At 61.0% G+C, this 12215-nt stretch carries 9 protein-coding genes and 1 riboswitch; of the genes, 5 read left to right on the top strand and 4 right to left on the bottom strand.

The window, feature by feature from the left end:
* Nucleotides 1-496: 496 nt before the first annotated feature.
* The 5 genes from RHSP_RS28335 (at nt 497) to RHSP_RS28315 (ending at nt 6797) form a co-directional block, all read left to right on the top strand.
* The gene (locus RHSP_RS28335) at nt 497-3637 is read left to right on the top strand and encodes a helicase-related protein (protein WP_037155052.1); all 3141 of its coding nucleotides are present in this window, start codon (nt 497-499) and stop codon (nt 3635-3637) included.
* A gap of 3 nt (nt 3638-3640) precedes the next feature.
* Entirely contained in the window at nt 3641-4045 is a 405-nt protein-coding gene (locus RHSP_RS28330; RefSeq protein WP_004127006.1) for an RNA-binding S4 domain-containing protein, read from the top strand.
* 173 nt (nt 4046-4218) lie between these two features.
* Nucleotides 4219-4557, top strand: a complete 339-nt coding sequence (gene fdxA / locus RHSP_RS28325) for a ferredoxin FdxA (protein ID WP_004127002.1) — start codon at nt 4219-4221, stop codon at nt 4555-4557.
* A gap of 396 nt (nt 4558-4953) precedes the next feature.
* Nucleotides 4954-5526 (top strand): CarD family transcriptional regulator, encoded by a 573-nt coding sequence (locus tag RHSP_RS28320; protein WP_004127000.1) that lies wholly within the window; start codon nt 4954-4956, stop codon nt 5524-5526.
* Between the two features lie 407 nt (nt 5527-5933).
* Complete coding sequence (locus tag RHSP_RS28315; RefSeq protein ID WP_004126997.1) at nt 5934-6797, top strand: RNA polymerase factor sigma-32; 864 nt, start codon at nt 5934-5936, stop codon at nt 6795-6797.
* 37 nt (nt 6798-6834) lie between these two features.
* On the opposite strand, the gene RHSP_RS28310 is transcribed toward RHSP_RS28315, so the two are convergent.
* The 4 genes from RHSP_RS28310 to thiB form a co-directional block, all read right to left on the bottom strand.
* Entirely contained in the window at nt 6835-8259 is a 1425-nt protein-coding gene (locus RHSP_RS28310; protein ID WP_037155455.1) for a M48 family metalloprotease, read from the bottom strand.
* A gap of 381 nt (nt 8260-8640) precedes the next feature.
* Nucleotides 8641-9369, bottom strand: coding sequence for a thiamine ABC transporter ATP-binding protein (locus RHSP_RS28305; protein ID WP_004126992.1), 729 nt, complete (start codon nt 9367-9369; stop codon nt 8641-8643).
* On the bottom strand, nt 9356-10999 hold the full coding sequence (thiP, locus tag RHSP_RS28300; protein ID WP_004126991.1) for a thiamine/thiamine pyrophosphate ABC transporter permease ThiP: 1644 nt from the start codon (nt 10997-10999) through the stop codon (nt 9356-9358). Before thiP ends, RHSP_RS28305 begins: the two co-directional genes overlap by 14 nt.
* A 10-nt stretch (nt 11000-11009) precedes the next feature.
* Nucleotides 11010-12038 (bottom strand): thiamine ABC transporter substrate binding subunit, encoded by a 1029-nt coding sequence (gene thiB, locus RHSP_RS28295; protein ID WP_004126990.1) that lies wholly within the window; start codon nt 12036-12038, stop codon nt 11010-11012.
* A 50-nt stretch (nt 12039-12088) separates the two neighbouring features.
* A riboswitch (TPP riboswitch) is annotated at nt 12089-12205 on the bottom strand.
* Between the last annotated feature and the right edge of the window lie 10 nt (nt 12206-12215).

Here is a 12215-nt window from a genome sequence, read left to right as displayed (position 1 = left end):
AGGCGGAATCGGCGGAAATCAGCGATTCGTCGCCGATTCGTTCCGGCTTTGACCCGAATCTTAACGAGGCGGTCGGATTCGGGAGAATAGCTATCATTTACAAATAATTAATCACGTTTTCTTGCGAAAACGGCTTTCGTTCGGATTCGTTTCTTGACTCGTTTTCCCATGGAAAGGGTGGTGAAATCGCGATTCAGTATCTGGTGTGAATCTATGAATTGAACTCCATATATAGTAGGGAACATATAGGGAATCTTGTCGAGTCAGCGATTCGTCGCCGATTCGTTCTTAGGCTGTTCCGGAATCCGCGGGACTCGCATTGGATGTATGGCCAATGTATCTCCTGGTTGAGCCTGCTCATTGTGATATCGATTGCTGCGGCTGTTCTTTTTTCATTCGGGTCTTGCCTTTGTCGCATATGGTCGTCATCTCTTCCTTTCTTCCAAGAGGAGCTTGCTGATCGGAAGACGGTAGTTTCTCGCCCATGCACGGACCAATGATTAGAAATTCGCAGCCTATGATCCTGAGCGGACGCGGCGTAACCGCGGTGCTCGGACCAACCAATACCGGCAAGACCCATTATGCCATCGAGCGTATGGTGGCGCACGGCAGCGGCGTGATCGGCCTGCCGCTGCGGCTGCTGGCGCGCGAGGTCTATACGCGTGTGGTCGAGAAGGTCGGGGCGCAGCATGTCGCGCTTGTTACCGGCGAGGAAAAGATATCGCCGCCCAATGCGCGCTATTCGGTCTGCACGGTCGAGGCCATGCCGCGCGAGACGCGCGCCTCCTTCGTCGCCATCGACGAAGTGCAGCTGGCCGGCGACCTCGAACGCGGTCATATCTTCACGGACCGTATCCTGCATCTGCGCGGCCGCGATGAGACGCTGCTGCTTGGTGCCGGCACGATGCGACCCATCCTCGAGCAGCTTCTGCCCGGGATTACCGTTATCGAGCGGCCGAGGCTTTCACATCTCTTCTATGCCGGCCAGAAGAAGATCACGCGTCTGCCGCAGCGTACCGCGATCGTCGCCTTCTCCGCCGACGAGGTCTATGCCGTCGCCGAGCTCATCCGTCGCCAGCGTGGCGGCGCCGCCGTCGTGCTTGGGGCGCTCAGCCCGCGGACCCGCAATGCGCAGGTCGCGCTCTATCAGGCCGGCGATGTCGAGTACCTGGTCGCGACCGATGCGATCGGCATGGGTCTCAATCTCGATGTCGATCACGTCGCCTTCGCCCAGGACCGCAAGTTCGACGGCTATCAGTTCCGCAATCTCAATCCGGCCGAACTCGGCCAGATCGCCGGCCGCGCCGGTCGCCATCTCAAGGACGGCACTTTCGGTGTGACGGGCCAGGTCGATCCCTTCGACGACGAACTGGTGCGGCGGATTGAGGGCCATGAATTCGACACGGTGAAGGTGCTGCAATGGCGCAGCAAGGATTTCGATTTTTCATCCATCGCCGCGCTGCGTGCAAGTTTAGAAGACGCGCCACGCGTGCAGGGCTTGACGCGGGCGCTGCCTGCGGTAGACCAGCAGGCGTTGGAATATTTGTCACGCGATCTGGAGATTGTCGATCTTGCCAGCAACCCGGCCCGGGTTGAGAAATTATGGGAAGCCTGTGCGCTTCCGGACTACCGGCGCATCACGCCCGCGCAGCACGCCGATCTCATCGCTACCCTCTTTTCCGATCTTGTGCGCTATGGCACGGTGAAAGAGGATTTCCTTGCCGAGCAGGTGCATCGCGCCGATCGGACGGATGGTGAGATTGACACGCTTTCGGCGCGAATCGCGCAGATAAGGACTTGGACCTATGTGTCGAATCGGCCCGGCTGGCTTGCCGATCCGACACACTGGCAAGAAAAGACGCGGGAAATCGAAGATCGATTGTCCGACGCGTTACATGAGAGGTTGACGAAACGCTTTGTTGATCGCAGGACATCTGTGCTCATGAAGCGCCTGAGAGAGAATGCGATGCTGGAAGCTGAAATCAGTGTGAATGGGGATGTCTTCGTCGAGGGACATCATGTGGGACAGTTGACCGGATTCCGGTTCACGCCTATCTCGGGAACCGAGGGGCCGGACGCCAAGGCTGTCCAGGCTGCCTCGCTGAAGGCGCTCGCGCTGGAATTCGAGGCGCGTGCCGCGCGCATGCATGCCGCCGGCAACGGCGATCTTGCAATCAGTGCCGATGGTCTGGTGCGCTGGCTCGGCGATCCCGTAGCGCGCCTGTCGGGTAGCGATCATATCATGCGGCCGCGCGTCATCCTGCTTGCTGACGAGCAGCTGACGGGCAATGCGCGCGATCATGTGGCTGCTCGCGTCGAGCGTTTCGTAAATCATCACATCAGCACGATCCTGAAGCCGCTCGACGATCTTCAGCGCGCCGAGGATCTGCAGGGTCTGGCCAAGGGCCTGGCCTTCCAGCTGGTGGAAAATCTGGGCGTTCTGTTCCGCCGCGACGTCACGGAAGAAGTGAAGTCGCTGGATCAGGATGGACGCGCCTCCATGCGCCGTTACGGCGTTCGCTTCGGCGCCTATCATATTTTTGTGCCCGCACTGCTGAAGCCGGCTCCGGCCGAACTCATTACTTTGCTCTGGGCATTGAAGAATGATGGCCTTGATAAGCCGGGCTATGGTGATCTGATTCCCGTACTGGCTGCTGGCCGCACCTCGGTCGTCACCGATCCGAGCTATGAGCGCATGTTCTACAAGCTCGCCGGCTTCCGGTTCCTCGGCAAGCGTGCAGTGCGCATCGACATCCTCGAGCGTCTGGCGGATCTGATCCGTCCGCTGCTGCAATGGAAGCCCGGCCAGGCATCGCGCCCCGAAGGCGCCTATGACGGCCGCCGCTTCACGACGACGACGGCGATGCTCTCCATCCTCGGCGCGACGCTGGAGGATATGGAGGAAATCCTCAAGGGTCTCGGCTATCGCGCCGATGCCGTGAAGCCCGAGGAAGCTGCAGCCTTTCTCGCGCAGCAGGATGCAAGTGCCGCACCGGCGCCGGCTACTGAAGCTGCCGCCGAAAAGGCCGATCACGACGATGCCGACGCGGCTGGCGAAGAACCGGCTAAGGAAACCGAAGCCGTTGCCCAAGAGGCAGCTCCGGTTGCCGAGGTCGTGGCCGTTGAAGTTGCCGCCGTCGAGGAAGCAGCAGCGCCGGATGCCGTTGTCGCCGAGGCTGTCGAGCCGAAGCCGGTTCTGCTTTGGCGTCTTGGCGGCCGCGGCGATCAGCAGCAGCGTCAGGGCGGCCGTGGTCATCATGGCGACCGTCGGGGCCAGCAGGGCGAGGGCCGCGGTCAGCAGGGCAACCGTCGCGCTGGCGGCGAGCAGGCAAGCGGCGAAGGCAATCGCGAAGGTCGGGATCGTCGCGACGGGCGCGAAGCTCGTGGCGGAGACAAGGGCCAGCGTGGCAACAATCGCGAGGGCGGACGTCCGCAGCAGCAGGGTGGCCGTGGCGAGCGCAACGACCGTCAGGAGCGTGGCGACCGGAACGACCGCAACAATCGGAACGACCGCAACAACCGCGGCGCGTCGCAGCCTTTGCGCTTCGAAGCCAAGCCGCCGCGCAAGGAAAAGCCGATCGATCCGGATTCTCCGTTCGCAAAGCTCGCTGCCCTCAAGGAGCAGATGAAGAAATAGGCCATGAAAGACGAGAAGCAGCCATTTTCCGGTTCGCGCCAGCGCATCGACAAATGGCTGTTCTTTGCCCGCATGGTGAAATCCCGTTCGCTCGCACAGCTCTACATACAGAATGGCAATGTGCGGGTGAACGGCGAGCGGGTCGTGCAGCCGAGCTACAATCTCAAGGCAGGCGATCGGATAGAGCTGTCCTTCGAACGCCGCGACGTCATCCTGATCGTGCGGGCGGCCGGCGAGCGCAGGGGGCCCTTCGAGGAAGCCAAGCTGCTCTACGAAGACCTGACGCCGCCGCCGGGTGAGACAAAACATCTCACCCCTTTCGAGCAGGCCCAGCGGGCGCCGGGTAGCGGCAGGCCGACAAAGCGCGACCGGCGCGCAATCGATCGTCTGACCTCGGACGATGATTAGAAAACTCTGTCTTTCCTTCGTTGTTTTGAAGATTGTTTGTCCTTGAAATTGGGCAGCAAAGTCGATACCTCACGATCAACCTGCCGGTAACCAGCCGAGCGGCGAGTCTGCGCGTGGCGCATTCGTCTGTTCGTTCGGCTCCGCGGAAGCTAGAGACATTCCTGGAGTGCTTCATGACATATGTCGTGACCGATAATTGCATCCGCTGCAAGTATACCGATTGCGTAGAAGTCTGCCCCGTCGACTGCTTCTACGAAGGCGAGAATTTTCTTGTTATCCATCCTGACGAATGCATCGATTGCGGCGTCTGCGAACCGGAATGTCCTGCCGAGGCGATCAAGCCCGATACGGAGCCGGGCCTCGACAAGTGGCTGAAGATCAATGCCGAATATGCGTCCATCTGGCCGAACATCACGGTGAAGCGCGATGCGCTGCCGGAAGCCAAGGAGATGGATGGCGAGCAGGGCAAGTTCGAGAAATATTTCTCGACGAATCCGGGCGCCGGCGATTGATCTGGGGCGGTGACAGGCCGCCCATAAAGGTGTAGTCGATACTGCACGAAGCGAATCACCTCGGTTGAACCGCATGGCGGTCAACGTGGCCATTTTGGCGCGCGCGAAGCAAATTATTGATTTCCTCAGATTTTTGTGATAGCTTGCTCACACTGATCCACTGCGGCATTTCGCATGCCCAAAACCATCACGAAAGCAAATCACCAATCCGTACGCGGTTTCCTTGACATATCAACGTTTTGTGTGTCGGGTCCAGGGGCGCGATGGGTGGGTTTATGTTTGCATGAGTCTGGCTGGACCAGAATCGAAGTCACTTGACGGTACTCCGTCTCATCCGGGCCTGACTGACCCGGCCCCGGCCCTTACTGGGCGCGTAACAGGGAGTTTTTGAAAAGAATGACGACCCAGCAGAAAAAACCTTCAGCAGCACGCCATGGCTTCAAGACTGGTGAAGCGATCGTTTATCCGGCCCACGGTGTCGGCACGATCACCGCGATTGAAGAACAAGAAGTCGCGGGCATGAAGCTCGAGCTGTTCGTAATCGATTTTGAGAAAGACAAGATGCGTCTGAAGGTGCCGGTGGCCAAGGCCATGAGCATCGGCATGCGCAAGCTTTCCGAGACGGATTTCGTCGATCGTGCATTGAAGGTCGTGCAGGGCAAGGCCCGCGTGAAGCGCACCATGTGGTCGCGCCGCGCTCAGGAATACGATGCCAAGATCAATTCCGGCGATCTGATCTCGATCGCGGAAGTCGTTCGCGACCTCTATCGTGCCGAGAATCAGCCGGAACAGTCCTATTCCGAACGCCAGCTCTATGAAGCCGCGCTCGACCGCATGGCGCGCGAAATTGCCGCCGTCAACAAGATGTCGGAAACCGAGGCCGTTCGCCTCGTCGAGACCAACCTGAACAAGGGCCCGAAGCGCGGCAAGATCGTCGAGGACGACGATTCCCAAGACGAAGCCGCATAAGGCCAAGGCATCAAATACTGCTTTCAAAAACCCGGCCACCGTGCCGGGTTTTTTCTTTGGAACCTTTTTCGTCCTGCCGCGTTTTATGCTTCGTGTTGGCGGTCCGTGTGGGTGCACTCCGGTGGGAGAGTTTCCGAAGAGGCCGCTTATGGACATTCACGAGGACCGGCCTATGCGTTGTCATTCGAAGCCCCCCGGCGATCTGAAGATGCTTCAATCGTCAGACCCATTCGCTGAGATCGAACTAGACTAGTCATCGATCATCCGGCGAACCGGATATCGGTCTCCAATTTGAAATTTCATTCATTGATTTCCATCCGAACAGCGATGTTCGGAAACGATGCTTGCTGCCCTTTTCGTCGACCGCGGCATTAAAGACGATTTGAGGTCGAACCCAGGAGATACATATGACGAATATGTCTGCAGATCGACGTATGATCAAAGTTGCGATGGCTGCTCCCTATCTCGATCGCGACGAGGAACATGATCTTGCCATACGCTGGAAGGATCATGATGATCGTGGCGCGCGCAACCAGATCGCCACCGCCCATATGCGTCTTGTCATTTCGATGGCAGGCAAGTTTCGCAATTTCGGGCTGCCGATGAGCGACCTCGTGCAGGAAGGCTATGTGGGCCTGCTGGAGGCGGCAGCACGCTTCGAGCCGGAACGGGAAGTGCGCTTCTCGACCTATGCCAGCTGGTGGATCCGTGCCTCGATCCAAGATTATATCCTGCGCAACTGGTCGATCGTGCGCGGCGGCACGAGTTCGGCGCAGAAGGCGCTGTTCTTCAATCTCCGCCGCCTTCGCGCCAAGCTCGCCCGCAGCAATTCCGGCGTCACCGTCCAGTCCATCCATGAGGAGATCGCCGTAACGCTTGGCGTCAGCCTTGCCGACGTGCAGACCATGGATGCGCGCCTTTCGGGCAGCGACACCTCGCTGCAGGCGCCTTCGATCGCGGGCGATTCCGAAAGCGCCGAGCGCATCGATTTCCTCATTAGCGCCGAGCCGCTTCCCGATGAGCAGGTGTCCGACATGATCGACGGCGAACGCCGTCGCGTGTGGCTGGCATCGGCGCTGAAGCATCTCAACGAACGTGAAATGAAGATTATCCGCGCTCGCCGGCTCGTGGAAGACGGGGCGACACTTGAGGAGCTCGGCGCTGATCTCGGTATCTCCAAGGAGCGCGTACGGCAGATCGAAAGCCGCGCCATGGACAAGCTCCGCATGGCGCTGGTCGATGCCGATCCGGGCATGGCAAGCTACGCCTGAGAGCAACCTTCTCCCGTTCGGGAGAAGGCAGAATTTCTTATTCGGCTATAATTTTTACCTTGTCGCCCACGGCAATGCTCGCGCCTGTCGGCATTGCATTGATCAGCTTGAAGAGGTCGAGCTTGCGGTCGGTGCCCATCATGCGGGCGGCAAGCGTGGTGATCGTATCGCCGGGTTTGACGGTGACGACGCGGACGCGCAGCGGCTTCAGCGAGGCTGCCTCTTCCGGCGTCATATGGCGGAAGCTCGAGCGCAGCACATTGGCTGTCTGATTGAGCTGAGCAATATTTCCCTTTGGAACCGCCGTCAGGAAACGGAAGATCTGCGTGCGGTCGCGGATCACCGTGACGTCGAAATCCCAGCGATCGGCGGAGGCGCGCGCAGTGGCGGCCGGCATGCCGTTGACGGTGATCGGCTTGATCGACGACGGATCGAGGCCGGTCACCCAGCCGCTGGAAATATAGTTTGTCAGATTCTGGTTCTGGGTGTCGGCAACGCCGTCGAAGCGGATGGCGATGTCGCCGGGGCCGGTCGCCATGACGGCCTCGACCTTGTTGTCGATGCGGAAATCGGGCGGCACGTCGAAGCGGATGCCGAGGCCGCCATGCAGGAAGGTCTGGCCGCGCACATAGCCTTCCTCCGGGCTGTCGCCATAGAGCAGCCCGTCAATGCCGTTCAGATAGTAGGCGCGGCCATTGTCGCCGACCTTGCCTTCCTCGCCGAATTCGCGGGCATGGGCCTTGGCGAGATCGATGCGCTGCGGAGTGCTCGGATGGCTCGAAAGGAAGTCCAGGCTCTGATCGGCGTCGGAATTGGCCGACATGAAGCGGCTGTAGTCTTCCATGGCGTTCAGGAAACGGGCAGCGGCATAGGGGTCGTAGCCGGCCTGGCCGAGCGTACGGATGCCGATCTCGTCGGCCTGCAGCTCCTGCTGGCGCGAGAAGGCGGCGAGGCGCAGCTTGCCGCGGGCGAGCGCCTGCTTGCCGGCAAGATCGCTCGACAGGACCTCGGCAACGACGCGGCTGGCGATGACTTCGGCTTCCTCGCGCTTCTGCCGTTCGATGCCGTGATTGGCTGTTACGTGCGCCATTTCGTGCGACAGGACGGCTGCGACTTCCGAGGCGTCGTTGGCCAATGCCAGCAGGCCGCGCGTCACGTATAGGTAGCCGCCCGGCAGGGCGAAGGCGTTGATAGACGGCGAATTGAGAATGGTGATGCGGTAGGACTGCTGGGGGTTCTCCGACACGCTTGTCAAGGCGCCGGCGATACGGGCAACAAGGCGCTCGGTCTTGGCGTCCTTGTACTCACCGCCGTAGCTTGCAAGAATCCGCGGATGTTCGCGGGCTCCCATTTGCGCGCGCGGGTCGTTCTTCTGTACCTCGGAAACGATTTGCGGATTGGCCGAAGGCGAGACGCTCGGCTGATACGACTGATCCATCACCGTTTGGCAACTGTTCAGCATCGCAGCGGCGACAAGAAGAGGCGCCAGGCGGCGCAAACGGGCTGCGACGGTCACGCTGATCCTTCGTTCTGCTCGTTCGCTGTGCTTCTTTACCAGTGTCTCGCTCATTTCGCTGCCATGCCGGCTCGGCGCCAAATCCGGTTGATCGTGACCGGGCAGATAGATCATCGCCGCGTGCCGATAAAGCTTGCCTTTACCCCGGCGATCCGCATTTGCCCGGACGGTCTCCACCCCTTGCTGTAGCCGATTTTGGCACCGGTTGCATAGCGAGACTCCGTTTAAATGTGGCAGCGTTGTATTTTAGCAAGCATTTCCCTGGACTTTCAGCCGCTCGGCGCGACGAAATTAAGGCAAAGCCGGCAGCAAGATGCTGCGACGCACTCAATGCTGGAGGAATGTGGCCAATGCAGGGATGTCGGTGGCTTTCAGGAAGGTCTCGATGGGCGCCGAAAGCCCGATCCTGCCGCCATCGATGAAGACGGCGTGGTCGGCGAGGCGCCGCACCTCGGCCGGATCGTGCGAGACGATGAGGACAGTGTTGCCGGTGTCACGATGCAAGGTTTTAAGCAGTTCGACCATGCCGGAGCGCAAGCCGGGATCGAGTGCGGCAAAGGGCTCGTCGAGAAGCAGGATCGGCTTGTCGCGCACCAAGGCCCTGGCGAAGGCGGCGCGCTGGCGTTCGCCGCCGGACAGCGTTCCCGGCTTGCGCCTTTCGAAGCCGGAAAGCCCGACGCGCGCCAATGCCTCCGAGACCCTTTGCCGGTCTTGCATAGAGAGCTTCAACGATGAGCTGATGCCCAAGCCGACATTGGTGAAGAGATCGAGATGGGCAAAGAGATTGTTGTCCTGGAAGACGAGCGACACGGGCCGCTCGGCGGGATGCATGCCGGTCATGTCCTGTCCGGCAAGCAGGATACGGCCGCGATCGGGCTGCTCGAAGCCGGCGACGAGATTGAGGAACGTCGACTTGCCCGAGCCGGAAGGGCCGGCGACGGCAATAATCCTGCCCGGCGGCAAGGAGCAATCGAAGCGGAAATCATGCGTTCCGAGCCGCAGTTCGACGCCGGTCATCGCGATGCTGCCTTCGACCATGTTGCTACAGTCCGTCATTTTGCTTGCCTTCGCCATCGCGAGTGCCTTGGCCGGCGGTGCCGGCGATGGTGAGGAGAAAGCATACCAAGCCGAGGATCAAGGCATACCCATTGGCGTCGTTGGTGCGGTAGCTGCCGAGCTTGCTGTAGACCAGCCATGGCAGGGTCATCAGGCTGTCGGAACCGAAAAGAGCCACGGCGCCGAGATCGCCGAGCGAAAGCGCCATGGCGAAGGAGAGCGATGTGAACAGCGGTTTGCGAAGGCCGGGCCAGTCGACCAAGCGCAGGCGGGAGATCCCCCGAAGGCCGAGGCTCGCCGCCAGCCGCTCCGTGCGGCGCCGGTGAACGGCATAGGCCGGCTCCATGACACGGATGACGAAGGGAAGCGCCATCAGAGCGTTGATGACGACAATCAGGAGGGCGGCAAATCGGCTGGGGTCGCCGAGCGGCCGGAGCGCCAAAAACCAACCTGTTGCCAAAACGATCGGCGGAACCAGCAGGATGAGGGAGGAGGTTCCGGTCAGGGCCGCTGCCAGGCCGCGCAGTCTCAGCGATTTCCTGCGATCGGCAGAGATGACCGAGCGAGCGTGAATGATGGCGAACGATGTCGCGACGGCCAGAAGTCCGGCGGCGAGCGCGATTGCGAGGCTCGTCACTGCCGCCTGCAGAAAGATGGTCTGACCGGCGAGCTTGAAGAGGTTGGCTTCGAGGCCGGCTAGGACGACCGCTGCGAGCGGCAGGCCGACGAAAAGCGTAGCGGCAAGCAGTAAGACCGCATCTGCCCATCGCGCGCCGCGCAGCTGTCCGTCTATACGCCGCAGCGGCCGGCCGCTCGTCAGACCATGATCCTCCGGAGGGGGAAACAGCGTCATCGCCCAGAGGATTATGGCTGTCACGGCAATCTGCAGCAGCGACAGCATCACGGCGCGGCCGGGATCGAAATCGAAGCGCAGCGCCTGGTAGATCGCGACTTCCAGCGTCGTTGCGGCCGGGCCGCCGCCAAGGGTCAAGACTAGCGTAAAGCTGGTGGCGCAGAGCATGAAGATCAGGCCGGCGATGCCGGGAATGAGGCCGCGCAGCACCGGCCACTCGATGAAGCGGAAGACCGAGGCAGGCTTCATGCCGAGGCCGCCGGCCACGAGCCAATATTCCGCCGGTACGCGCTCCAGCCCGGCAAGCATCAGCCGGCAGGCGAGCGGCATGTTGAAGAAGACATGCGCCAGCAGAATGCCGACAAGACCGTAGATGCTGACGGGCTGCGAGAAGCCGAGGGCTGCCAGCGCCTGGTTGAGCAATCCCCGCTGCCCCCATATGCCGAGCAGGCCGAGCGCGCCGATCAGCACCGGCAGACCCATAGGCACCGCCATCAGCCGGAGCAGCCACAGCCGGCCGGGAAAGTGTGGTTGGCGTGCCAACGCGCGGGCGACCGGTATGGCAAGTACGATGGAGAGCAGCGTCGACAAGGCCGCCTGCAGCAGGGTGAAGCGCAGCACACGCAGCAGATAGGGATCGGAAAGCGGATTGTCGCCGCCGGACCTGATACCGGCGGCAAGCAGGATCACGACGGCGATCCCGACAAAAGACGCGATGCCTGCGAGGCTGAGCGCCCCACCGGAAATGGCGCGTCTTCTTTCGGGTGCCGTGAGCATGGACCAGATATCAATTGCCGCTGGTGGCGGCGAGCCATTCGTCGATCCAGGCCTTGCGGTTCTTCTCGACCACATCCGGGCTCATGAGAAAGGTCTTCGCCGGGCTCACGAGCTTGCCGAAGGCGTCCGGCAGCGGCGTCGAGGTGGCCGAGACCGGCATCATCCAGTTGCTGGTGGGGATGATGTCCTGGAAGCCGGGCGAGATCATGAATTTCAGGAAGTCGCGGGCAAGATCCTTGTTCGGCGAGGATTTGACGAGGCCGGCAACCTCGATCTGGATGTAATGTCCTTCCGAGAAGGCGGCTGCCTGGTAGCGGTCGGTCTTTTCCTCGATCACATGATAGGCGGGCGATGTCGTGTAGGAGAGCACCATCGGCGCTTCGCCCTTGGTGAAGAGGCCGTAGGCTTCCGACCAGCCGGGCGTTACCGTCAGGATACGGCCCTTGAGCTTCGTCCAGGCATCGGCTGATTTGTCGCCGTAGATCGACTTGATCCAGAGCAGCAGGCCGAGGCCGGGTGTCGATGTGCGCGGGTCCTCGATGACGATCTTCTGCGCGGGGTCGCCCTCGACGAGATCCTTCATGCTCTTAGGCGGATTCTTGACGGTCTGAGTGTCGTAGATGACGGCGAAATGGCCGTAATCATAGGGCACGAAGGCAGCGTCCTTGAAATCGCCGGGGACCTTGAGCGCCGACGTGTCGACGCCGCTCACATCGAACAGGCCGGTATCCTTGGCCTCGTCGACGAGATTGGTATCCAGGCCGAGAACGACATCGGCCTTGGTGCCGGCGCCTTCGAGCTTCAGGCGGGACAGAAGCGCGACGCCGTCGGTAACGCTGACGTAATTGACCGCGCAACCGCAGGTCTTTTCGAAGGCGGCCTTGACCTTCGGGCCGGGACCCCAGTCGGAGGTGAAGCTCTCATAGGTATAGATAGTCAGCGTCTTGTCGGCCGCTGCAGCAGGCTGCGCGGCGAAAAGCGTCGTTCCAGCGGCAAGCGCCAGGCCGGTGAAGAGTGACAATAGCGAACGGTCGTGCATGGCAGCGCCTCCTCTTGGGTTTCGTCTTGAAGGGGAAAAGGGCGCTATGATTTCGTCACGCGTCTAATCCCTCCGCCGGTGTTAGCCGGATCAGGTTCCGCGGGTTGGCCGGTAAAAGCCTCTCAGCCAGATGTCCGATAGGACATTCGGCACCCCGTTAGAGCGTCGGCAGATTTA

Origin of the sequence: Rhizobium freirei PRF 81 (assembly GCF_000359745.1) — a bacterium.
Taxonomy (GTDB): Bacteria; Pseudomonadota; Alphaproteobacteria; order Rhizobiales; family Rhizobiaceae; genus Rhizobium; species Rhizobium freirei.
The sequence above is the reverse complement of the archived record's forward strand: the minus strand, read 5'-3'. Positions and strand labels throughout refer to the sequence as shown.

Bases quoted from the DNA above. Each gene is read 5' to 3' on its own strand.
- RHSP_RS28335 (WP_037155052.1), top strand. From the start codon at position 497: ATGATTAGAAATTCGCAGCCTATGATCCTGAGCGGACGCGGCGTAACC.
- RHSP_RS28330 (WP_004127006.1), top strand. From the start codon at position 3,641: ATGAAAGACGAGAAGCAGCCATTTTCCGGTTCGCGCCAGCGCATCGAC.
- fdxA (WP_004127002.1), top strand. From the start codon at position 4,219: ATGACATATGTCGTGACCGATAATTGCATCCGCTGCAAGTATACCGAT.
- RHSP_RS28320 (WP_004127000.1), top strand. From the start codon at position 4,954: ATGACGACCCAGCAGAAAAAACCTTCAGCAGCACGCCATGGCTTCAAG.
- RHSP_RS28315 (WP_004126997.1), top strand. From the start codon at position 5,934: ATGACGAATATGTCTGCAGATCGACGTATGATCAAAGTTGCGATGGCT.
- RHSP_RS28310 (WP_037155455.1), bottom strand. From the start codon at position 8,259: ATGCTGAACAGTTGCCAAACGGTGATGGATCAGTCGTATCAGCCGAGC.
- RHSP_RS28305 (WP_004126992.1), bottom strand. From the start codon at position 9,369: ATGACGGACTGTAGCAACATGGTCGAAGGCAGCATCGCGATGACCGGC.
- thiP (WP_004126991.1), bottom strand. From the start codon at position 10,999: ATGCTCACGGCACCCGAAAGAAGACGCGCCATTTCCGGTGGGGCGCTC.
- thiB (WP_004126990.1), bottom strand. From the start codon at position 12,038: ATGCACGACCGTTCGCTATTGTCACTCTTCACCGGCCTGGCGCTTGCC.